Here is a 24,211-nt window from a genome sequence, read left to right as displayed (position 1 = left end):
ATGAGTTTTGAACTTATTCGAAATTATAGGACGAGCGGAACGAATGGAATTCTAAGGTATGGCAGTGAAAAAATCTGCCATACCATTGAACTTCCTTGGAAGGAGAACCAGCCTTTTGTCAGTTGTATTCCTGAAGGGAGATATCTAATGGAAAAGAGGATTACCCATGAAAGGGGATTTCATCTGATATTGAAGAGCGTTCCTGAAAGGAGTTGGATTTTAATCCATCCTGCGAATGATGCGAGAACAGAACTGGAAGGCTGCATCGCACCAGTCTCGGAGCTGACAGGAACAGGAAAAGGAATCCGATCGAATGAAGCAATGGATAAGCTTTTAAAAGTCTTTGAAGAGGCCCAAGAGAAGCAGAATCATATTTATATCACTATTAAAGAGAAATCAACTATGAATATTTTAGAAAGGGTCAAAAAGCCCACACCAAAGTTGTTTAGAAAATTGCGGACAATTGGTTTGGTATTGGCTGCTGCAGGCGGTGCTATTTTAGGTGCGCCTATCACATTACCAGCTGGCTTGATTACAGTTGCAGGATATCTGACTGTTGGCGCCAGTGTCCTGACTGCAGTCAGTCAGGTGACGGTGGATGATCAGGTAAAAATTCCTCCACTACCTGAGGTAAAAAACAAGGGAGATGCAAGTCCACGGTAAGGCTGGCACAGCTGGAGGAACAATCCTAACAGTCCTTGTGAATTTGCAAAGTGCTGATATTATCAAGACTTGCATTTTGGCAGCTGTCGGAGCATTAGTTAGTTTTTGTATGTCATTGGCCATGAAATGGGTGGTCAAGAAAATCAAGAAGAAAGGCCGTAGTTCATAGCTACGGTTTTTTTGTGTCCAGTCTGCAGGGGAATGATCAAAAAAATAAAGACCTGGCAGGCCAAACCCATCAGGGAATAAAACTAAAATGGCAATGGCGAGAAATTAATCTCAAACCACAAAAACCGAAGGAAATAATAACCTTCAGACTGAACACGAAACCGCGTTAAACTAAACGCTGGACGAAGACGAACGTACGCCACCAACCACCGGCTGGCGATGCGCACTCTAAAAATTAATTTAAACATAGTGCGCATCCACACAGGAACGGTGAGATAGATGCAAGAGCGGCACAACAAAAAATACGAGCATGAAGGGTCTGGTAGTTGGGAAGGATGCTGGAGATTTTTTTTGTAGCCGGCAACGCGAACTCTTGTCATCTTTCTCATCCGCATGCCTGTAACTTTCACTATGTTTGGATTGATTTTTTTAATGTCCTGACGCAGGAAAGCTAGTAAAAAGCTTTTTGGAAAAGTGCGCAATCTAGCATAGAGTCATTTATGGAAATCCTCGTCCTCTTATTCTGACCACCACGCAAATTATTTTTGCTAGCTGTCATAACTTCATTAATTTTGGAAGACTAGAAAAATCGATTTCAATGAAAAGAAATATCCTTTTAATATTAGCAGTATTTGTAATTCAAAAGGCAAATGCTCAATTAAATGTTTTTATGAAAGCTGGAGGAAATTTTTCAGGCTATTCATTTAATGATGAATCAGCAGAAAGAGTCGCTAATTACGATTGGGGTGGTGGTTTCCAGATTGGTTTATTAGGTCTTTGTGATATTTCTGAAAAGGTAAACATCTCAAGTGAATTTATTTTTGTTGAGAAAGGGGCTGACTCAGAAAACTTGTACTATATAAACCTCCCAATTTTCATTGGTTATCGACTGGGCAATTTTAATGTTGAGGCTGGAATTGAGTCAGGACTGTTACTATTTGGTAGGAATGATTACGATGTCAATGTTGCGAAATCTCCATACGCGAAACGAGCTGACCTTTCCATTTTAGTAGGTTCTTCATATTTTGTAAATGAAAAAATAACTGTCAATTTACGGTATATATTGGGGGTAATTCCAAGCATTGCTTATCCTAATCTAGCGCAATTTGATGATAGGATGGTGAAAATATTTAATAGGTCTATTCAGGTTTCATTGTCATATAAAATCAGAGATGCCAATTAAAAATATGATAACAATTATGAATCATTAATAAAGTAAATCGTTGAAGGAAGCTATTGAAATAAGTAGCTTATTAATGTTCATGTACGCGTAAAGGTTTTCAATGCGTTGACTGTTTTCCTTTATTGACTTACCTATTTACATTCCTGTATCATTAATAGCTTAGAGAATTATGTAAATCTATTAAGTAATGCTAATTTATCTAAATGAAGCTATGAAGAAATACAGACTAGTAAACCTACAAACCACAGGGAAATATTTTCAAAAGAGAAAAGAAAAAAATAAAAAAAAAGAAAAGAGAAAGCCTTTTTTTCCGGGCTGACTCGCTAGGGGGCAAGCCTTTTTTGGGAAATACTACCGCCAGCTGGCGGTGGAGATTTCTCAAAAAACCCAAAGGCTTGGGCTTGCGGCCTAAAAGCGAAAGCAGCCCGATATTGCTTTCCTCTTTTTTTATTTATTGAAGATATCTTTAACTGCTCGAATCAAATAAACCATAATCCAAATTCCTGGGGTTAATTCATTGCAGCTAAAAGCTGCACCTTAAACGGGTGGTGGGGAATTTGGGAAAAGATGTGGAATGCTGTCATATCGTCTTAGTGCAACAGTTTGATCAAGGCATTGATGTCGGGAAGCTGAGGTATGGAGGAACGCAGGAAGAGCGGTTGCAAATAATGGAGTTTACGGAATGGTTTGCAATCCGCTGTGTGTCGAGCCGTCTGCGAGTGCGACCCCGGGTGGTAGACCGAGAGTGACCGAAGGAAACGGGGGCTAGCCACGAGCGGAGAGTAACGGAGCGAACAAGGCTTGGCGTGGTTTTTTGTTGGGAAGAAATAAGCAAGTTTAATACAGCCATTGAAGAAAGGGATCTGAAAAGCATGGGTGAATTATACTTGCTGTGGGAATAGTAAAGCGCCTTTTTTTCAAAGGGGCTTTGCTAAGGAGCGCTACAAAAACCATGACAAGCCGCAGCCCGGGGGCGCCCGCAGGCGAGCCTAACTCTGGCAACCGGGGGCTGTTGCTTTTAACAGTAGCGAAGCGGAGGTTTAAAGGAACAGACCAGGTAGGTTGCCGTGATGCACTGGGGCTAAGCTGCAAGGGGCATGACAGCACTTGCCCCGAAGGGGTTGGCTTTTGTCTTTAAATACCTTAGAGATTAATACTTATTTAAAGCCTGAAGCCAATGCTGGCGAGACCCTTTGCCGCAGCCCAAGGGCAGCACACCATAGTGCCTGGCAGTGCGGCTGGTATATCAAACAACAACTTTTTGGCTTGGGAGCCAAAAAGACCGCTTCCTTTTGCTTTTTTACCTCTTTATCTGCTTAACAGAAAAAAAAGCAAAAGCTATGAGGGAAGGATTGTGCGGGTAGGTGCAGTTGGTTAGCTGAGGGCCTTTGATTTACCCTTTAGGGAAATTAAAGGCTTTCGGCTGTGGGAGCTATGGGCTTTGGATAATTTTTTGGATTGTGGAAGGGATGTAGGGAAATTAGGCAATGCGCATGGTGGTGGATTTGTTGCTGTAAAGATAACTGTGTACCTAAGAGGCCTCATCAGAGGTAGGTAGTTTGAATACAAGCGACACGCTTACGCTAGCGGGGATCAATTATGCTAAATGTAATTCCATTTCTATCTGTTCAAGATAACTTCTAAATCCTATTTTTTGCAAAAATGTATTTATAGGTTTGAAACGTTTATCCACATTGATAAAAGATAGTTTATTACCATATGTTTCGATAATCTCCATAATTAAAGTTGAAGCTACCAGTTTTCGCCTAAAATCTGAACTTATAGCAATTTGTTGTATTCGATTATTATTTGAATTATAAATAACATAGCCAACCAAAAGGTTTTCGAGATAGGCACCTAATGAAATGTAGCTATCGTTTAAATCGTTGATAACATTTTTTGAGCTTTGCCAGGAAGGATACGTACTCCAGAATGATTGCATCAGATCCCAATCATAATATCGTAATTTTTCGATGCTTAATTTTTCATTTGTTTGAGAGATCATTATTTCACCTTTATAGCAAACTAGTTCTCTTTTGGTTTCATAACCACATTTTTTATAGGAATGAATAGCTGGAATATTTTCACTGATTACTTCAAGTTGAAGTTTGTCAATTTTGTTTTCTTTTAAAATAGGTAGAATGAAACGATACATTTGTTTTGTTAGTTCTGAACCTCTTTTTTTAGGTATAACTCCTGTTCCTCCATTATAAATGACTTTTTCGTTGTTGATTTCGTCAAATCCATGCAGAATAAAACCTATGAGATGTGAATTTTCAAAAACTCCGACTGATAGCATAAGATCGGTTTTGTCAGCTAACATTTTTAATGCTAATTGTTCCTGTGATAATTGAAAAGGTATGAGATAGTCTGAAAAAGATTCATTAAATACTTTTAGAATTTCTTTTCTATCTACGTCTTCTAAGGTTTTAATTTCCATCATATTGCTCTAGAATGTAGTTCGTTTTTTTCATTTAGCTAGATTGATAATGTTTTATGATTCCATAAAAATGCATAGGGTGCAATGTTAGCAAAGGCTTGAACTATCCTTTATGAAAGAGTTGGCTTTAACGACTCTCTATTAAATTTTCATCTATAATTCCAGCAATTTTATTTATAATATTATTGTGAATGGGATTGTCTTTCAGTCCATTTGATAGAACAATAATCGTCATGTTTTGATCTATGAATTTTCTATATCCTGTCACCAGGCCACCTGTATATCCATAAGACACTGCGTTATTTGACGAATATTGTTGCCAACCGTATAAGAACCTATCTTGTTCATCCTCGTAATAAAACGGTTTTTCGTACTCAAATGGGGTCCATAGTTTAATTTTTGTATTAGGGTTGATCAATTTGTTTTTATCAAACTTTTGGGTCCATTCAATAAATTCATTCAACGTTAAGTTTATTCCACCAGCAGAGTTAGCTCTTTTCCCAAAGTTGAGACTTATTTTCTCCCACTTTTTAGAATCATTATTAAAAGTATATTTGAAGCTCCTGTTTGGAATAGGGTCAATGAAATTTGATGAAAACAAAATATTGTGGTTTGAAAACTGATTTTCAATTACATAGCTTTCGTAGCTTTTACCTGTAATCTTTTCGATGATTTTTGTTAAAAACCAATAGTTTGTTTGATTATACTCCCACCGTTCTCCTGTCTTAAAACGCAACTCATTTTGGATTAAAACTTTCATGGTTTTGCTGTCCGAAACCTCTCCTTGCATTAAATTGTAATCGGGAAGGCCTGAAGAATGAGTAAGCAAGTTCTTAACTTCAATATCCCCCCATTTTGCAGGTAATTTATCAATGTATAGAGATAGTTTATCATCGAGATTAATTTTGCCTTGCTCTACTAATTGAAAAACTGCCGTAGAGGTGATAAGTTTGGAAAGAGAATAGAGCGGGAATATGGTTTCTTTTCTAACAGGTTTACCATTAAGATCTTCTTTTCCTAAATAGTTTTCATAAATAACTTGTCCTTCTTTTACTATCGCAACTGCTAATCCCAGTGTGTTTTGAACTTGCTTTTTTAAATAGACATTTACTTCATTTTGTTTTTCATTCGATAACGCGATGAGATTTTGTTTTTTTTCATTTTTGCACCCGAGAATAAAAAGGATGATGAGGCAAATCAGTAATGATTTATTTTTAGACATTGATAAATTTAAATTGAGTGATTAGATTTATTTAAAGTTAATTTCTAGGTTATTTTTATTTAAATTTTATGATTTTTTTCTAAGCTTTTAAGTAAGTCAATACAAACCAATTTAGAAAGAACTGAACGGATCTTCATAGATGAGTGAGAACCAAAAAAAGTTATTATGGTGTACAATTGATTTTTTATTAAAAATATAGTTTCATTCCTTCATGAGTTGCCTCAAATCCCAAATCTTCGTAAAATTTGATTGCTTCCGGTCTTTTTTTGTCAGTCGTTAATTGTAACAAATGAGCATTTCGTTCTTTTACTCTATTTATTGCCCAATGAAACATTTTTTTTCCAATTCCTAGTCCTCTTTTGTCTTTCCTTATTCTCACTGCTTCAATTTGCGCCCTAATCCCACCAAAATAAGTCAGATATTGAATAAATGATAATTGTAAAGTCCCAATAATGTCAGTGTTTTCGTTTTCTACAACAATCAATTCTTGATTTTGGTCAGCATTTATATTTTCAAAAGCGTTTAGATATTGATTCGATAATGGTATTTGATACTTTTCTCTAGTTTTCCCAAGTACATCATCAGCAATCATTTCCACAATCTTTGAGAGATCATTTTTTGTAGCTTTTCTAAATATCAGTTTTGTCCGTTTCGTTTTTTGCACCTGCTTCTAGTGTTATTGTTTACAGTGGATGACCTAAGAAAATTCTTTTAGAATTTTTCAATTGGTCGATAATCTAATCATTTAATCTTTACCTTCTTTTCTTATCGTAAATACTACCTTTCTCAGTTCCAAGTTTTATGAAGGTAACTATAAAGATAATACGATATCATTGTCTCTTCATGTTTATGTTGCAAGTAGTATTTTGCAGATTAATACTACCCTCTCTTTCGCCCAGTAAATTTACTGAAACCATATTTTCAACTGCTGGTTTATCAGTCATGAGCCAATTTCTATTCTCTCTGCTTAAAATAAGCATACCATTAGGATCACCAATTGCTCTGAAATCTGAAGATTTTTGAAACCCACTTTTGTAATCCGTTAAACCAGTTTTTAATTCAATTTCGGATGCCAATGCTAGTACGTTGTTAGACACCAATCCAATTTCACAAATATTTAAAATGTCCTCTGGTTTGAAATCATTTTTAGCAGAATTACTTAAAGTATGATGAGCAATGAACTCTAATATATTTCCTGCGGGGTCAAAGAAATAGATTGCATGAGCATCCCAATTTTTAAAATGTATAACTTTTTCGCCCTTTCCATTTTTTATTAATTGAAAGCGCTCAGTAGACCAATCAATCGCTTTTTGAATTTTGTTTTCTGGAATGTTGAATGCAAAGTGATAGAATGGGGAATGGGTACTTGTTAAAATAAATTTAATTATTGTATTCCCTGCCAATACTTCAAAGCTATTTCCACTTTCGATAATCAATGGTAAGTGTAGTCTATTAACATAGAAATCTTTTTGCAAATCCATTTTGTCTGCAGCCGTTAGCAGTTCGATTCTTTGTATTCGATTAGCAGCCACCAGTTCTAAATTGGTATCACTGAAACTCGTGAAAGAAAGTAAGCCAAAATGGAGTGACGGCAGTACTAATGCACTTTTCCATAGAAAATTACGTCTTGATTTTTGAGATTTATTCATTGAGTTTTTAATTTTTTGGTGAAAATGTGATTGTTTGTGATTAGTTTCATGGCATTTGCTCTAAAACCATCACATAATTTACTCACCAACAAAGTTCGCGAGGACTTTTGCAAGTAGCCAAGAAGGTGGTAATAAATTAAATACGATGTTATTCGTTGTTATTTTTTCATTATATCTTTTAATTTATTTAGCCATAGTTCAATTGATTACGTACTTTTTATGTTTTTTTTTATTGTAATGAACTAAAGAGTTTGAAATCAGCAATAGTTATTGCCTTTGTTTAAGATTTTTTATTATTTTCTCAAGTCGGTCATTATTCGATTGTTCATTGTATTTGTTAAGATTGATAGCTATTTGATAGTTCTTTATAGCATTCTCAATATCTCCATAATTTTCATATGCTTCACCCAATGAGTCATAACCATTCCAATTCTTTGGATTTTCGCGGGTATTAAACTTAAAAATTCTTATCGCGTCTTGATAACGAGGAAATTCATAATAATATAATCGCTGATAGCCTAATCTATTAACTAAATCTTCATAATTTATATGTCTGTATTTCACGTTAGTTTTCAGTTGACTAATTAATTTCAAGATGTCTTTGTCACCTTTTTTGATAAATGCCGCATCTAATTTTTGATAAGCAAAAATAAATGGGTCGTTCAGCTCTTTATCTATCATACACGCAAGTGTAGTAGCTACATTAAAAGATATATATTTTTGCTTGTAGCCATTTGATAAAAAAATTACCGTTAAATCTTGTTGTGGAATAACTTGCAAGTAAGAGATCCCACCACCATCATGGCCATAGGATTTTAAACCATTAACAGTATTAATTTCCCATCCATAACTTCTTCCTGTATTATCATTTCGATAGGGATACTGTTCCCACATTTTTGCCTTAGTGTTTTGATTAATTAATCTATTATCATTCAATTTTTGACACCATGAAATCAAACTATTGAGCGTCAAGTTCAACCCTCCTGCTGCGTGAGAATATTCGGGTAAATACCATTCAAAAATTTCTAACTTTTGGGATTTGTTAGGATAATATTCGAATGTTCTATTAGGAACTACTTCTAAAATATCTGCTGAAAAAACAACTTCTGCGTTTAAGCCACCAAAATATTGATTGACTATATAGTCTTGGAATTTTTGGTTTGTTACTTTTTCAACAATCTTCTGTAAAAGCCAATAATTGGTAGCTGCATACTGAAATTGTTCACCGGGTTTGAATTGAAGCTCGGTTTGAAAAACTAAATTCTTATTGTCTTCTTCTTTCGTATTCCTGTTTTTTTCAATTTCTCTTAAACCAGATGAATGAGCCAATAAATGTGATACTTTAATAAAGCTATATTTTTCATCGACATCAAAATATTCAGCAATAGAATTGCTTAATGAAATTTTTCCTTCTTCAATCAATTCGAAAATTGCGGTTGATACGATTGGCTTTGTAACAGAATGCAATTTAAATAAGGTGTTTTCGCTTACTGGAACATTGAATTCTTTATTTGCGTAACCATAAAAATTTTGGTGTAGAACTTTGTCCTCTTTAATTATTGCCACAGCAGCCCCAGTGATTTCATAGTCATCCATTAATTGAAATACATAGTCATCTATCTCTTTTTTAATGGGCTGATTCGAAATTAAATTTTGAGATTGACAAATTGTAATTTGTAATACCAATAAAATTATTAATTGAATTGCTTTCATTTATCTCAATTATGCTCTTTGTTAGCAAATGTTATTTATCTAAATTATTATTTCAATTATGTACGATTATAAGTTATTCCAAATGTCCAAGTAAATTTTCCAGTCTCCATTCACTTTTTTCCAAACAATAACATATTTACCTCTCCAGTTAGACTGTTCTCCATTTTTGTTCACAGTAGTTCCCCTATAAACACCATAATCATAGCCTGTATTTTTAACAATTCTTATTTCGTGTTGTGTTATTTTATGATTTTTCGTTTTCATACCTGGAAGAAGTGTCCAATACTTTAAAATCGCCTCTTTCCCTTCTAATATTTCACCTTCTTGAGGAAATATTTTTGCGTCATCTGTATAAGATGCTCCAACCATTTTATAGTTGTTCGTATTTAGATATTCAGAAAATTTTTTGGTATTCTCTACAATCTTTTTAATGTGTTTTTCTTTTCCAATATAAGTTTGACTGCTAGCAAGATTAACAGAAAAGATGATTAGGAAGATTGATACTAATAGTCTCATACTGTTTATTTATTTGATGTTTTTGATTTTCTATAAAATATCTTGTTAACAACTTTCCATTCTCCATTAATCTTTAGCAAATTCATATAATCAATAAAGTAGAAACTGGGATAGTCAATACGAAGTCGGGCATGTGCCGCATTACCAGCAATATTGATTTGCTCTACAATAGAAGTACGGTTTTGCTTTGGACCAGGCTTGATTGCCTTTTGAAAGAACTCTAAAGCATTGACCTCTGTGTAGTTTTCTCCTCGGATGTATTTCATCTTAGCCTCAGGATGAAAAGCCTTTTTCAGGGTTTCAAAGTCATTATTTGTACCACCATCTAAGTAGTAGGAAACTGTTTTTTCAATTTGACTATAGTCTGAATCTTGAGCAAACAAATTAGTTGAAAGGCTTAAGATTATTAGCAAAGGTGTGATTGTTATTTTCATGCTTAAATTATTTTAATTTTATTCTTCTAGGATTTTAATAACTTTTTGTGCTACAGATATTGATGCAGAAGGGTCTTGACCTGTTACTAGTCTTCCATCAATAACAAAGTGGTTGTCCCATCCTTTTTTTGAATACGTAAATTTCCCACCATTGCTATTAATTGCTTCTTCTATAGAAAAAGGAAATGTTTTATAATAAGCGTCTGTTTTATCTTCGAAGACATCAGGAAAACCATTTACCTGCTTTCCTTCATATAAAAACTTGCCATTAGATAATTGTAAATTAACGATTCCTGCTGTGCCATGACAAACTGCAGATACAACTCCCTTATTTTCGTATATAGTTCTTGAAATTTGTTGAATTTCTCTATTTTCAGGTACACCAAACATTGCCGCTCCACCACCGACATAATACACTGCTGAATAATTTAATGGATCAATATGTTTAGGCAGTTGTGTGTGTTTTAATAATTTCATAAAATCAGCATCATACAGATACTTCTTTTGAATACTGTCTGACGTTTTGATATATCCAATAGGAATCGCACCTCCGTTTGGACTTACAAAATCTATTTGATAACCTCTTTCTTTAAATACATCATAAGGCAAAACAATTTCTGAAAAATGATTAGAGGCATTTAGATTTGTATCTCCGTAGGTATTTTGATTAGATACTACAAAGAGTATTTTCTCTTGCTTTCTAGGTATATTCTCACATCCAATTAAGAATGAAATCAGGAATAGAAGAATTAATATTTTGTGCATACGGTTTTAATTTCACGCAATATGCAATTACTGTGGATAATAAAGGTTTTGTATTATAAAATCGAACTACTACTTTGTAGATTAGGACTTTTATGTTGTTTCTTTTTGACTCTTCTCTTTCTTATACTTAGCTGGCGTAGTTCTGGTGATCTTTTTAAAAGTTGTAAAGAAGGTAGATTTAGAATTAAAACCACAATCATAACCTATGGCTTCAATACTATAATTCTTATTGGAAAGTAATAACTGTTTTGCTTCTTCTATTCGGTACTCATTTATAAATAAAGTGAAGGATTTTCCCAGATTATCATTTAAAAATTGTGATAATTGATGTGACGAAATATTTAGACTCTTTGCAATATCTGATACTTTTAAATTTGGGTTTCTGAATAGTTTTTTATCTGGGATGATAGCCAATTTTGTTATGATTAATTCAATTTCTTCCGCACTTATTTTTTTGTTTTCATACTTTATTTTATCCTCAAAAAACTGACCGTTTTTATTTCTTTTAAATAACCACAGTAAAACCAAAAGGTAAAAAACAAAAGAAAATGATAAGGCACCGACAATGTAAGAAGTGTAAGAACCAATATTATATGCTAACCAAATAATTGCTATACCACAATAAATACTCAGTAACCAAATTTCAATTTGATTGAGCTTGTTAACATTTGAGAATGTTTTTTTTAGAATTTCTTTTAGCTGAAAACCAGTTATTATTAGATACCCAAACCATTGTAGGTAAATACCTTTCACGATGAATTTTGACCACAATTGTTTATACGACCAATAAGGGTAAATTTCACTTAAAATAGTGACTAAAAATAGGAATGGGAGAATGTGCAGCCACCATTTTGTTTTAGATTTTCTCACAAAAGAGATGACATATAAATACAATAATGGACCTATTAGTACACAAGCAGAGAGCCCTACTTGTATAAATACACCTGATAGATCTGGATTAAAATACAAAAAAACAGACTTGATAATTCTTACACTTAGAACCAATAATAGCAGTGAAAGAAAGTAATTTGGAAACTTTTTATATTTTGTTGAGTAGGCAAAATAAATACTCAACATAAGACCATTAAATGCACCTAAGGCACTAAAGAAAAATAGCAACTGTTGCTCAAAATTCATTTATATAACTTGACTTTTTTCAAGGATTTCAATTGTTTGCTCTGATATTTGGTAACGCCAAATATATGAATCTTAGCTGAATATAAAGTTAATAACTTTCAAATTGCTACAAAGCCAAATCACCGATTTGGTTGGCTTGCAAATCATCACAAAACTTTAATAGCCACCTGAACTAGCCATGATTTCATATTTAGTGTGTGCCTAGCATCGAGCAAGTGCGAAAAATGCTCCGATGATCTTGAAGGTGTAAGTCCCCACTATTGGAGGAGGAATGCATACTAGCGAGTGAAGCCAAAGTTTGTTAAGCACCTGAAACTTGCGCAAACCATTTTTTGCACTTGGTTTTGTATCTATCGCTGTTTTTGCTTTTCATTTTTCCATTTGATCTTTACTGCAGATATTATGTCTAACTCTAGTCTATTTTGCAATTTTTCAAATCCATTTTTTAGATAAAAACTTATTTGTGATTTATAATATTCACCATTTTTCTTTTAACTCTATTCTGGTCAATTACCCATCCATTTAGCTCTACTTCTTTTTCTTTTGCAAGCGCTAGAAGTTTTGTTCCAAATCACTTTTCTTGAATACTTGATTCCAAAATAATGGCAAACCACTTTTCATTTTCACGAATGAAGTCGAAAAACCAGCCTCTAATTTGTTTATTAAATTCTAGTAATAAAATATGTGATTGGTTTGTTAATTTTTCGAGATAGTCTTCAAATTTTGAGGATATTCATTATTCCACAACGCCAAAATTTGTTCTTCTTCTAAAGTTGAAAGGCTTGTGGTTTTTCTAAAATCCATTTTACTTTTTTTGTGGTGTATCTTTTCTTAGTTCATTATTTCTCTTAATTCAACAGCTTTCCATTCGGGATTATAATCGATAAAATCTTTAAACATCGCTATATGGCTGGACCCTCCTAAAATCATGATTTTTTCATCTTTTTCTTCAACCGCCTTTTGAATCACAGAAAACATGTACAAATTTCTTTTGTACCATTCAGATGCCAAATAGGCTCCAATAAAATTATCTTTTTCCCCACCTTGATTTGCAACGCTTACATACCAATTGATGTCCTGTTTTCTTATTAAAGGATCATTTTGATAAAATAACATCTCAGATAAAAGTTTATCAGATGCAAATAATTCGTTTTCAAAGCTTTCTATTCTTACTAGCTCTAAACTATCTTTTTGAATAAGATCATACTGTTCGGCTTTCTGCATAGCCTCCATCAAGTCACCATATGGGAAGTCAGTTCTGTAGTCCATAGCGAATACTTTTTTATGTTCTAAGGATTTGGCCACTCTAAACCCAATCTGATATATCTCATTGCGTTTTTCTGTCTTATAATCCGTAGGGTTAAAAGCGGTATATACAGAATCTAATACTGCTTGTCTTTTGTGCAGGGTTTCTACAAATATTTTATCAGGATTAAAGTCTGCAATTGCCTTAACTATTTTTTCTAACTCCTTTTGATTTGCTTCGGTTAAAACATCAGGAACATTTACTTGGAGAACATCTCCATTGTTTTCTGGCTTAAAATTGCTAAAATGAAAGGTGCCAACTAGTAATACTTCCAATGTTTTAGTGTTGTTGCTTTTCTGACTTTCTATAGTTGTAAACTCTTTTTTTTGTTGACAAGAGATAAGAAGCACTAAGGCGAAGAATAGAATTATGCGTTTCATAGTTTTTTTTGCTTTTTGGTATTACTAATTATCAATTTCCGGTTGTTAGTAACTCAATTCCTTTTTCTAGAACCTCGTCTTTTTTAGTAGTCGTTTGAGCTATATAGTTTGTGGGAATATATTTTTCCCTTAGAGTTCCATTTACATGATATAGTTTTGCAATGGAAAGCCGATATCCATAAGTTTGATGTTTAAACGATGTTCCAGTCATTTCTCCTGCTAATCGTTGCATTTCAGAGCCCACGATTTCACCTCTACCCATTCCTTCAAATCCAACTGCCATTCCTTCTCCCATGCTGCCAGTCCATCTTCCCACCAAAACAACCACAGGTTTTTGGTAGATTTTGTTTCTCGGGCTCACATATTCGACCCAGCTTCTTTCAACTAAAGAGCTTCCATCATATTTTTCGAAAACCTGATGTGTTTGATACGGTTTTTTCTCATTAACAAAGCGCCCCATTATTCCTCTGGCTACATAAGAATTCCCACCACCCACCGTATTTCTTAAGTCAAGGATGAGTCCTTTGGTATCCAATAAGGTATCTAGCATTGCATCAAATTCACTAACCAAATCATTATTTCCCAGGGAATTATTGAGCCGTATAATGCCAATTCCATTTTCGACTTTTGCACTTAGCAGTCCCGTATTATTCTTTAACTTGATTTCATCCAAATCGAGTTCAATAATCTTTTTGTCCTCTCTCTTAAGCGTTAATAGTCTTGGTTCATTGTAACGGCCTGCAACAATTTTATTGATAATCCATTCTTTCACTTCGGGATCATTTTTATCATTGCAGTGTGTAGGGAATTCAGCAATAACCTCATTTATGTCATTTCCATTGAATTTTAGGAGCTCTGTTCCTATTAATTGCTGCTCTAGGTCTTCTATTTGAGATTGCCATATATTGGAAATGATAGGTTTCCCATTTTTTAGACTAAAGTAAATAGGGGAATTCAGGCGGTAGGATGAGTTGCGATTAGTATTTAGCATGACGTGACTGTCGTAAAACTCGTCTAATAGGTATTCGAAAAAGAGTACGGTTTCTTCCTCAGTTTTGATCTTAGGGATTTGAGCCTCATAATAGTTAAGTAGGCAATTCAGATCAATATTTTTGTCATTCACATAAGCGTAATATTGTGAAATATCATTTAATATTTGATATAGGTCTTTCTTTATTTTACTGTGATCAATTTTCTTTTCTTGTGCCTGAAGATTCGAAAACCCAATAAAAAAAATTATGGTGAAAAAGAAATTGCTTTTTTTAATGATGAATGTTTGCATGTGGTATATATTTTAGTGGACAAGAGGCCTCTGCTGTAGTAAGTAGATAACCATTGATACAAATATTTCACTAATGAGTAAAAACAGCGTTACACTAAAGGGTAGTTTTAAGCAAATCATTCAGTACTAAAGCAATCTATTGTTAGTGCAGAAGGCAATTGCCTCTGCAAGATTCGATACTGCTAGTTTTTCGAATAATTTCCTCTTATGAAATTTAACTGTATCAGGAGATAAAAAAATAGCTTCAGCAATTTCACTCACCGTAAAACCTCTTGAAGACAATTGCATTATTTCTTTTTCCCTTTGTGATAAAGAAATGCTCTCGTTAGTAGACCAGAAGCTACCTTTTAAATCGTATTGAAAAACAGTGTTTCCTCCTTTTTTGTAGATGCAAATATTACCACTTTCATTAGCAGTTGATAATGAAATTAAACATAAAGCTTTCCAAATTTTGCCATCTTCAGTTAAAAATAGTGGTGTCAACTTTTGATTGATTAGGATGCTTTTTTTCTCTTGATTTTTTAGATGAAAATCATATGAAATAGTATAGTCCTTTCTTTCCTTCACAAGAATTTTTTCGTAGAAATCAAAGCCAATGGTGTTGATTTTTAATAACAATTCTTGATCTTTTTCAGGCGCATACTTTAAATAAAATTCATACCCCATTTCTTGAACCTTGCGCGCGGAGTGACCACATAGGAACAAAGGATTATCTGAGACGTATTCAAATCCTTTTGCCTTATAATCTATGATATAAACACTCTGATTAGTGGCTCGAGCAAAAGCTTTGATAGGCTCCAAATAATTAGAAGTCTGATTAACGTCATCAGCTGATAATTTCTTCACGGTATTTTGAAAGGAAAAAAAGTCTTCTTTTTTTATCATTTAGAATGTATGTTTTACTCGGCCATTGAAATAATGCTCAATATTTCTGAATTTATTTTTTATAAAAATTAGCGAGCAAACATTTATTCACTTAGCGCATTCAGTCTGTTTTGTATTCCGATATTCTCTGGGTCTAATTCTAATGCTTTTCTATAGAATGCTTTTGCTTTTGTGGCATCTCCTTGCACAGTATATGCTTCAGCCAAACTGTCCCAAGCATTGCTAGATAGAGGGTAAATTTCCGTGTTGTATTTAAAGTAGAAAAGTGCCTTTTCAATGTCTGGCTTGGTATAAAGGAATAGATAGCCATAAAAATTGATTCGTTCCTCTGGCAGATATATAGGATAACCAAGTCTATCAGAAAGTTTTGAAAACTGAGTTTTTATTAATGTTGGATCAGTCAACATTGCATCAAAGTTGACCATATGGTCTCTGAAAATATATTTGATTCCATCAATTAGAGAAATTAAAGGCATGGAATGATGATTTTCTACTTTATACGGATATTTCTTATAGTTGAAACTGACATTTTCGGGATGCTTTTTATCGAATTCTTGAATGAAATTCCATCCTGAATTGTATTGCTCAGGAAATACATCATTAGCTACGCGATCTACGGTGGCAAAGAATATATCTCGTTTCTGGTCTTGGTATTCTTTGGAAAAATCTTCAATTCTCTGTTTCATTATTTCATTATCCCACCAGGCACTGAAATCGATGACTATGTACGAATTAAATATTTCTGGAAAGGAAAATAAAGCATGAACTACAGGAAGACCTGTAAATGAATTACCTACAAAAGTGCGATATGAATTAGTTCTATAATTTTTCTCCATAAACGGAATGAGTTCTTTCTGAATAAATTTTAGAAAATCATCAGCTCCTCCGCTAACTTCATATCCTTTTTCCTTTTCGCCACTGTAACCAACTAAGGAGTGCGTAGGGGAGGAATCTCTCACTCTATCTTGGCTAGTAATCCCAACTACTATCATTTCAGGAATCTGTGGGCTAACATCGCTGCTCAATTGTGTAATAGCACCTGAGAAAGAGTGGAAATATTTTTTTCCATCTAAAATGTAGATTACCGGGTACTTCGTATAATTATTGTCATGATATGAGTCTGGCAGACCTATCGAAATTTCGCGATCTGCATTTAAGATTTCAGATTTAATAGTGAATCTTTTTCCTATGATAATGTCTTTATGGTTCTGTCCATTGATGATATGGGAAAGGACAGAAAAAGTGAGTAGAATAATTAGTTTTTTCATAAAGTTTTAATTAAGACTTCAAGTAGCCAAAATCTATATAATCATTGATTTAGTCTGTCAACATATTCCTCCATTTTTTCCCAGATTGCATAGTATTCCAATTCTCTTTTTCGGTCCCCTATATCCGTATTAATGGCCATGTACATCCCAGTCGATTTCTCTTTGTTAAAGTATAACCAGGTTGAAACTCCTGCATCACCTCCCGAATGGCCTGCAAAACCTAGCGCACTATGCCCAATAAAAATGGCAGGATCATAGTCGCCATTGTAGGGATGGCTAGCATTACGTGAACCTTCTTCAAAATTGCTATCAGTTAACTGCTTCTTGTAAAATTCTTTATAGCTCTCATTGCTCAATAAGGTCCCCTCTCCTCGGAATCCTTTAATTAACTCAGTAGTGTATTTTGCGATATCGCTGCTCGAAGTAATAAGCATCCCATCAGGATAGGTAATTGCAGTATAAAATGGGAGTAAAGTATGATCTGCTCTGTATAATCTAGAGTGTTTATCAATATCAACATCGGTCAAAGCCCAGCCAGATGCATTCATATTCAGAGGCTTTAAGATGTATTGCTGAGTAAATTCATCGAAAGCTTGACCAGTTGCTTTTTCGAGCACCAATGCTGCTAAAGTAGACCCTACGTTAGAGTAATTATGTCGCTCCCCAGCTTTAAAATCGATGTAATTATTTTTTTGATAATAGGCACCTGTAACGTTTAGGTATTCTTTCAAATACTTTTCGATCGACATAATAGAGTCTGATGGATTTAAAGTTTGTGCAGGATACTCTGTACTAACATTTTCCAAATCTTGATTCTTAGTTAACACCCATGATTTAGCCATGTAGTATTCATCCGTATCATTAATGCCAGAGGTATGGGTAGCAAGTTGACGAATAGTAATTTGAGCATCCGGGTGGTAAGGATTAAATACCTTAAAAGAGAGATAGTGTTGAATTGGGTCATCAAGTTTTAACTTTCCCATTTCCTGAGCTTTCATTAAGGCTATTCCAATCAATGTCTTAGAGATAGAGGCAATGTGCTGAATTGTATGCTGAGTATATTTTTCTTTAGTCTCAATATTGGAATAACCAAAGCCCTTTTCATAAAGCGTTCCATTTTGATTTACTATAGATACAGCAAAACCTACTATTCCACCTGCTTTCTGCATAGAGTCTAATTCAGCAGTTAGAGAATCTGTAAGTAGCTGAGTTAGATTTACAGGTTCACTAGGTGGCTGTCGCTTGGAGGTACAAGAAATTACTATTGCTGCCAGTATGATGATGAATGTAATTTGTTTCATTTGAATGATTAAGTTTAAAAATATTGTTTCCGATTGATAATTATTAGTGAGTTTTATACTCGACTAGTGTATTCCAAATTCCATAAAATACTTCACCCGAATTTTCCTTTTGAGAATCGGTGTTTGTGATGAGAATTCTCCCAGTTTTAGTTTCTGTGTTGAAATACATAAAAGAATTGACGCCAGGATCTCCTCCGGTATGACCTATTTCGTTGTAATCAGCCTCCAATTCTAAGAAGAAGCCCACATTAAAGCCTTTATTTTTCTTCTCTGAAAAAGCTTTTTGTTCTAATTGGGGTTTAAATAATTCTTGGTAACTATCATCTTCTAGAATATTACCCTTGCCAGAGTAGCCTTTTATTAACTCTTGAAGAAAATATCCTAAATCTGTACTTGAAGTGATCAGCCCTCCATCAGGGTAAGAAAGAATTCTGTAATAAGGTAACAAATTGTCATCTGCATACAATTTGGAATATTCTGAGCGATCAACTTCCTCAAAATTCCAGCTCGTGGCATTCATTGCCAAAGGTTTAAATATGTATTGATCAGTGAATTTATCGAATGGCTTTTTAACAGCTGATTCTATTACTAAAGCGCAAAGAGCAGCGCCAATATTGCTATACTCATACTTTGTTCCAGGCTTTCTTTTGGCAAAGGTAGAAGCATCATAAAATTCTTCATTGTTCACTAAGATTTTCTTTAAATAAGCATCTAAAGGCTTCCAATCATCGGAAGGATTTTGATAATACAGCTCGTATTTTTTCTTGGAACCTTCCTCAATTGGTATATTATCTAGATTTACATAACAAGTTTCCATGTATTGATCGGTATCAACTATAGCACTTGTATGGGTAGCTAAATGCTTTACTGTAATGACTTCTTCAGGAAAATTTGGGTTAATGACTTCAAATGGTAAATGCTTATTTATTGGGTCATTTAAGTTAAGATAGTTCAACTCTTGAGCCTTCAATAGTGCAACCCCAATAAAAACTTTGGAAACCGATGCTATATTAATAATTGTATGCTCCGTGTACTTTTTATTATGCTCAAGATCGGCATAACCAAAACCTTTATTATACAGTATTCCTGTTGTGTCTACGATAGTTGTAGAGTATCCATTAAACATACCCGTATTGTAAAGGCTATCCATTTTTTTGTGAAAAGACTCGACTATTAAATCATTTGAGTTGTTTTGATTGCGATTTGCTTTTTCGTTTTTGCTGTTTTGACAGGACAGAGTTAGAGTCAGTAACAGGATAAAAATTAAGTTTCTCATTTATTAATTAAGTTTTAGAAATAAGTTTTAGCTGGTAATAAATAATTATCAAATAGTCACTTATTATGTCGGTTGCTCTCTTTCACCCAAAAGTAGATGTTAAAAGTTATATGATACAACTACATGCAGTCTGTATTCGGGAATTCAGACCCGCAATTCAAGGAAAAGAGACTGTAAAGTGAAGATAGAGATGGATAATATAGACTTGATTTTCAATTCCTTAGAAAATACAAAAATATTACGTCATAATATTTCTCCTAAAAACACAGAGATGTTATATATTTAAATTTGCGATCATTTGAGTACGCAGAATTTTAATACCTAACTTTAAAAATGAATTCCAAAAAAATAATAAGTTCACTGATTCACAAGGATATAAAAAAAGGCATTCTCACTTTCTTTTTTTTATTCACTGGTCAGTTCATTTATTCTCAAGAGAAATCTTTGGAATCAATTGATATCTTTTCTGACGAGAGTTTTGACACTCTTTCAAACACATTGGAGCAATCGGAAAGCGATGAAAAGGCACTATCTCTTGCGAAAGCCTATTTATTAAAGGCTAGGCGAGAAAATAAACTTGAAAAAAACATACAGGTTTATGAATTGATTGCTAAAAGATTTTCTCAAACCCCTAACTACGATGTGGCATTTCAATATTTAGATTCTATCATCTCTCTTACTATTAACAATCCTGGTTTTACACAACCTGCTCAAGCTTATATTCTAAAGGCTCAGATTTATGGATCTCAAACGGATTATACCGAGGCTATGGATAATTTGGCAGAGGCTAATACTTATGCAAATAAGAGTAATAATAATGATCAACAATCCGAAATCAGGTATTTTATTGCCTTGTTGAAAAATGAAATCGGTGAATATGAGGAGAGCCTTGATTTATTTAAAGCAAATTTGGCCTATTACAAATCGAGAGCATCTAGTGGAGACGATTATGAAAAGGAGTATTTACAAACACTTTATGCCATAGGTTATCAATATAACATACTTGAAAAACCTGATTCTGCACTTATATATACCAACCAAGCTATTACTTTGTCTTTAAAGACGGAAGATAGTTTATTCTACGATCGTTTAATTATATCTGCAGCTGGCTCTTTTTACCAAAAAAAGGAATACCAGTCTGCACTAGATAATGTTGAAACCTATAGGACACTGCGTGAAAAAAAGGATTTAAGCTTTGCGGATATCCTTAGAATTGAAAATTTTTACGGACTCATTTATTACAAACAAGGGAAAAAAGATTTAGCGATAAAGTATTTATCTAAGGTAGATTCAATTGCACATGCTAATAATTTCTTTCCTTCAACTTTAAAGGAAAATTATGAAATACTTATTGAATATTACCAATCAAAAAATGAGATTAAAAAGCAATTAGAGTATATAGACAAACTCTTAGCTTTCGATAAGGTGTTGGATCAAGATGCTAGCTACTTATCAAAGCAACTAAATGATGCATATAATAGACCCAATCTCATTTTAGCAAAACAAAAAATTATTGATTTGCTTGAAAAAAAGAATAGAGACAAAAAAATTGTACTTAGTGCCCTATCTATATTATTGAGTAGTTTAATTGTTGTATTACTTTGGAATTATAATAGGCAAAAGCAATATAAAAAACGGTTTCAAGAACTGCTTCAAAATTCTGAATTAAAGAAAGTTAAAGATTCTCATACATATAGTATAGAAGCCAAATCAGACTTAGGAATATCCGAAGATATTATTAATGATGTACTTCATAAACTTGAAGATTTTGAAAAAAACCTAGATTTTCTTCAAAAGGATATATCAGTAAATAATCTCTCAGTGCAATTTGGAACCAATTCGAAATATTTTTCAAGAATTATTAATACCCATAAAAGTAAAAATTTTACAAATTATATCAATGAATTACGAATCCAATATGTGATAGAGGAGTTGAAAGTAAACTCAAAACTCCGAAATTATACCATCAAAGCCATAGGAAATGAAATTGGGTTTAATACGGCAGAAGCTTTTTCCAAATCGTTCTTCAAAGTAACACAACTGTACCCCTCGTATTTTATAAAGAAGCTTGAAAAGCAAAACTTAGTGAAGTAGATTTAATTGCATTAAGAATCAGTATATTGGTCAAAAGCCTAGATAAAATAGCAATTTTGAAGAACAGTATAATTGACGCTATGGAAGAATCAATAGGTTATATAAATGCCTCTTACTTTACACTGATTTTTAATAGCTATACGGGTAAAAGCCCATCTGAGTATTTATAAAATAAGTATTCAAGATACCGGTAAGACTTAAAGCAAAATTCTGTGGATTAAAGTATCTAATTTTAACATATACCTAAATACTCTTTGCCCTTCGATTTTTCAAATTGTTTAGGGGATATATTTTCGGGTGAAAATCGATTAAATTTTTAAATCACATAATTCTTCTAGAAACTCGTAATATTCAGCTATGCCTAATACTTTTTAGTGAGGACAGAAGGAATTCCAGGATTAGTAGTTAATAAAAATTAATCACCATAATAATAAATACCTTCAACGGACATAGATCTATACTGAGCAGCTTTTATTTTTGTCCATCCAACTAGGCCAAAACTGGATTGCACCAAATATTTGGACTCATATTCATTTGATTCTTTTGCAACAAGTACTTTTATTGCTCCTTGTTTCGGAATTACTGCAATTGATTTGGTTAAGCTTTCATCTTCATATATTGTAATAGCCTCCAAAGCGTAAGAATCAATATTAACTCCATAATAAGGCTGCTTGACTTCAGATATAGAATCGTTATCTGTTACGTACTTCTTTTTGACATAGAAGTTATGGTCTTCACGTTCAATTGAATATATGAAACCGTTACCAGGAACTATGATTTTACTACTATAAATTACACCAAGTATTTTATAGGGTTCTTTTGCTTCAAATATTGCAAAACCTCTTGAAGGGCCATTTATTGCGCCCCAGGTGATAAAGTATTTTTTACTGGAATTCTTATTTAGTTTGGTTACAATAAGCTTTGTACTGGCTGGATACACTGCATTATTGCCTTGTTCTAAATATTTATAATCAAGATTAAGTCTTTCATTAATAACCTTTGAATTGGCCTTATCGAATTTAATATATTTTTCAAGGCCTCCTTGATTAGCACGAATTTTTAGTTCCTCTAAGTTTGAGAAGGATTCGATAACGTTTTCTTGAGAAAGAGCAGATTCAAAATTTAAGATTAAAATTAAAAATAGTAGTTTTTTCATCACTCTAGAGGTTTAGTTAAAACTGTAACTATATTTTTTTTAGTATAAATCAAATACTGAATATATGAATTTGAAAATTAGAAAGGGTTAAAATAAAAAAAGCGCTGGATCCCCACCCAGCGCTTATATTTCAACCAAAACCTTACAAAGTCATTGACTTGTATAAGATGATAACAATATAGTGATACCGTTATATATTTACAAGTATTTAACGATTACTTTTATTTTGTAAGTTGGCAATTGTAAAATAAAGTGAGTTTGATTATTATGAATTTACTTTTAAACCATATTAAGACTATACATGTAAAAATAGTTTTATACTTTCTTCTCTATAATTAGTTTTTCGATGCTCCATGCGCAGGAGTATATTCCTACTTCTGCTGGTGGCCAGGTGGTGAATAATGCGCATTATAGTTTTAGTTAATCGGAAGCTCAAGAGCATGCAGAGTGAGATTATTATGAGTTAATTTCTGCTGAAGCTCGAAATAATAGTTATGCTGGTTCTGATTATTTCCGGCAGTATAATCAAGCTAGAACAGAATCTGCTTCTTTGGCTGATAGTAGGTATAGTTATTTGCATAAATGGCAAGACAATGGTAAAGTAAGTGTTGAGCCTGCTAAAAGAGCTACTTCAGTCCTATGTTCTGCAACACAAATGCTGCTACTAGATTTAACCGAAAAACTAGATCCGTTAATTAAAAGTAACTGGCTAAAACGCTAAAAACATACCTTTTATGAGTGGGGCTCTGTTTAAGTGACATAAATAATTTACCCGAGGAGTTTTTTTAATTTAATCATAAGGGGGTTGCTTCTATTTAGTTGGTAAGGATATGTGCCACAGACGCTTGAATTTTTAGAAAAAAGGAAAGGGATTAAACCCCTTCCTTAATTTTCTTATGAGACGGGCTACGGATAGCCTCAGAGCCATAAATGTTCCTAATGGACTCTATGTCAAAATCATCAGCAGAACGCTTCTTATAGCCTCTAGGAGAGAAATACCACATCTTCTTCTGTGCTGAGAATCCTCGCTTGTAGAAATCGTCAGGCTGAATTGGTTTAATTTGCTCTTTTCGATTGAGAGTATCACCTGAAATCCATATCCAAGAACCACAAATCTCAATAGTAATATCTGGAATCTCCATCAAAGCAATGATGATTCCTGAATAGGTCTGAGAGCTCCAGTCATTGATTTCATTCTCATACTTGAACTCTTTAGGTCTAAAAGAATGGAATTGATTAGCGAGCTCCTTTAACAGCTCTTCGTCTCCTCCCTTGTCAGGATGGAAATTCATTGCTAATCGGTAATAAGTTTTCCTAGCTTCATCTAGGGAATTACAATCTTTGAAATAATCTGTCTGTGTCATAATATTTCC

Annotated in this window: 22 protein-coding genes; 5 read left to right on the top strand and 17 right to left on the bottom strand. The window is 33.5% G+C overall.

Annotated features, from left to right (window positions below):
- From B9Y84_RS20975 to B9Y84_RS08650, 4 genes are all read left to right on the top strand, one after another.
- Window positions 1–663 carry a DUF5675 family protein gene (locus B9Y84_RS20975; RefSeq protein ID WP_085516689.1) on the top strand — a complete coding sequence of 221 codons (663 nt, stop codon included), beginning with the start codon at window positions 1–3 and terminating at the stop codon, window positions 661–663.
- Complete coding sequence (locus B9Y84_RS08660) at window positions 647–832, top strand: hypothetical protein (protein WP_013455293.1); 186 nt, start codon at window positions 647–649, stop codon at window positions 830–832. The genes B9Y84_RS20975 and B9Y84_RS08660 overlap by 17 nt, the downstream gene beginning before the upstream one ends.
- 597 nt (window positions 833–1,429) lie before the next feature.
- On the top strand, window positions 1,430–2,014 hold the full coding sequence (locus tag B9Y84_RS08655) for a porin family protein (RefSeq protein WP_085516688.1): 585 nt from the start codon (window positions 1,430–1,432) through the stop codon (window positions 2,012–2,014).
- 1,177 nt (window positions 2,015–3,191) lie between these two features.
- Window positions 3,192–3,392, top strand: coding sequence for a hypothetical protein (locus tag B9Y84_RS08650; protein ID WP_085516687.1), 201 nt, complete (start codon window positions 3,192–3,194; stop codon window positions 3,390–3,392).
- A 219-nt stretch (window positions 3,393–3,611) separates the two neighbouring features.
- Here B9Y84_RS08650 and B9Y84_RS08645 read toward each other — a convergent pair whose 3' ends face one another.
- The 15 genes from B9Y84_RS08645 to B9Y84_RS08570 form a co-directional block, all read right to left on the bottom strand.
- Complete coding sequence (locus B9Y84_RS08645) at window positions 3,612–4,457, bottom strand: GNAT family N-acetyltransferase (RefSeq protein ID WP_221406417.1); 846 nt, start codon at window positions 4,455–4,457, stop codon at window positions 3,612–3,614.
- A 124-nt stretch (window positions 4,458–4,581) separates the two neighbouring features.
- Entirely contained in the window at window positions 4,582–5,676 is a 1,095-nt protein-coding gene (locus tag B9Y84_RS08640) for a serine hydrolase domain-containing protein (protein ID WP_085516686.1), read from the bottom strand.
- Between the two features lie 187 nt (window positions 5,677–5,863).
- Entirely contained in the window at window positions 5,864–6,340 is a 477-nt protein-coding gene (locus tag B9Y84_RS08635) for a GNAT family N-acetyltransferase (RefSeq protein WP_245830842.1), read from the bottom strand.
- A 166-nt stretch (window positions 6,341–6,506) separates the two neighbouring features.
- Window positions 6,507–7,325, bottom strand: coding sequence for a VOC family protein (locus tag B9Y84_RS08630; protein WP_085516685.1), 819 nt, complete (start codon window positions 7,323–7,325; stop codon window positions 6,507–6,509).
- A gap of 267 nt (window positions 7,326–7,592) precedes the next feature.
- Window positions 7,593–9,038 carry a serine hydrolase domain-containing protein gene (locus tag B9Y84_RS08625; protein WP_085516684.1) on the bottom strand — a complete coding sequence of 482 codons (1,446 nt, stop codon included), beginning with the start codon at window positions 9,036–9,038 and terminating at the stop codon, window positions 7,593–7,595.
- Window positions 9,039–9,104: 66 nt separating this feature from the next.
- Complete coding sequence (locus B9Y84_RS08620) at window positions 9,105–9,554, bottom strand: YybH family protein (RefSeq protein ID WP_085516683.1); 450 nt, start codon at window positions 9,552–9,554, stop codon at window positions 9,105–9,107.
- Window positions 9,555–9,559: 5 nt separating this feature from the next.
- Window positions 9,560–9,988, bottom strand: a complete 429-nt coding sequence (locus tag B9Y84_RS08615) for a nuclear transport factor 2 family protein (protein WP_085516682.1) — start codon at window positions 9,986–9,988, stop codon at window positions 9,560–9,562.
- An 18-nt stretch (window positions 9,989–10,006) separates the two neighbouring features.
- On the bottom strand, window positions 10,007–10,753 hold the full coding sequence (locus tag B9Y84_RS08610) for a type 1 glutamine amidotransferase domain-containing protein (RefSeq protein WP_085516681.1): 747 nt from the start codon (window positions 10,751–10,753) through the stop codon (window positions 10,007–10,009).
- A 90-nt stretch (window positions 10,754–10,843) separates the two neighbouring features.
- Window positions 10,844–11,506 carry a helix-turn-helix domain-containing protein gene (locus B9Y84_RS20600; protein ID WP_176223757.1) on the bottom strand — a complete coding sequence of 221 codons (663 nt, stop codon included), beginning with the start codon at window positions 11,504–11,506 and terminating at the stop codon, window positions 10,844–10,846.
- 1,215 nt (window positions 11,507–12,721) lie between these two features.
- Entirely contained in the window at window positions 12,722–13,576 is an 855-nt protein-coding gene (locus tag B9Y84_RS08595) for a DUF5694 domain-containing protein (RefSeq protein WP_085516679.1), read from the bottom strand.
- A gap of 31 nt (window positions 13,577–13,607) precedes the next feature.
- The gene (locus B9Y84_RS08590; RefSeq protein ID WP_085516678.1) at window positions 13,608–14,858 is read right to left on the bottom strand and encodes a S41 family peptidase; all 1,251 of its coding nucleotides are present in this window, start codon (window positions 14,856–14,858) and stop codon (window positions 13,608–13,610) included.
- A 126-nt stretch (window positions 14,859–14,984) separates the two neighbouring features.
- Complete coding sequence (locus B9Y84_RS08585) at window positions 14,985–15,743, bottom strand: helix-turn-helix transcriptional regulator (RefSeq protein ID WP_085516677.1); 759 nt, start codon at window positions 15,741–15,743, stop codon at window positions 14,985–14,987.
- 83 nt (window positions 15,744–15,826) lie between these two features.
- Entirely contained in the window at window positions 15,827–17,011 is a 1,185-nt protein-coding gene (locus tag B9Y84_RS08580; protein ID WP_085516676.1) for an alpha/beta hydrolase-fold protein, read from the bottom strand.
- Between the two features lie 41 nt (window positions 17,012–17,052).
- Entirely contained in the window at window positions 17,053–18,312 is a 1,260-nt protein-coding gene (locus tag B9Y84_RS08575; RefSeq protein WP_085516675.1) for a serine hydrolase domain-containing protein, read from the bottom strand.
- Window positions 18,313–18,355: 43 nt separating this feature from the next.
- Window positions 18,356–19,588, bottom strand: coding sequence for a serine hydrolase domain-containing protein (locus tag B9Y84_RS08570; protein WP_085516674.1), 1,233 nt, complete (start codon window positions 19,586–19,588; stop codon window positions 18,356–18,358).
- Between the two features lie 333 nt (window positions 19,589–19,921).
- Here B9Y84_RS08570 and B9Y84_RS08565 point away from each other — a divergent pair, with 333 nt between their 5' ends.
- Window positions 19,922–21,682, top strand: a complete 1,761-nt coding sequence (locus B9Y84_RS08565; RefSeq protein ID WP_085516673.1) for a helix-turn-helix domain-containing protein — start codon at window positions 19,922–19,924, stop codon at window positions 21,680–21,682.
- A gap of 415 nt (window positions 21,683–22,097) precedes the next feature.
- Here B9Y84_RS08565 and B9Y84_RS08560 read toward each other — a convergent pair whose 3' ends face one another.
- Window positions 22,098–22,838 (bottom strand): hypothetical protein, encoded by a 741-nt coding sequence (locus B9Y84_RS08560; RefSeq protein WP_085516672.1) that lies wholly within the window; start codon window positions 22,836–22,838, stop codon window positions 22,098–22,100.
- Window positions 22,839–23,710: 872 nt separating this feature from the next.
- On the bottom strand, window positions 23,711–24,202 hold the full coding sequence (locus B9Y84_RS08555; RefSeq protein ID WP_085516671.1) for a hypothetical protein: 492 nt from the start codon (window positions 24,200–24,202) through the stop codon (window positions 23,711–23,713).
- Window positions 24,203–24,211 lie beyond the last annotated feature (9 nt).

It is taken from the genome of Marivirga sericea (assembly GCF_900177665.1).
In the GTDB taxonomy this organism is placed as follows: Bacteria; Bacteroidota; Bacteroidia; order Cytophagales; family Cyclobacteriaceae; genus Marivirga; species Marivirga sericea.
This window is presented reverse-complemented; position numbering and strand designations above follow the sequence as displayed.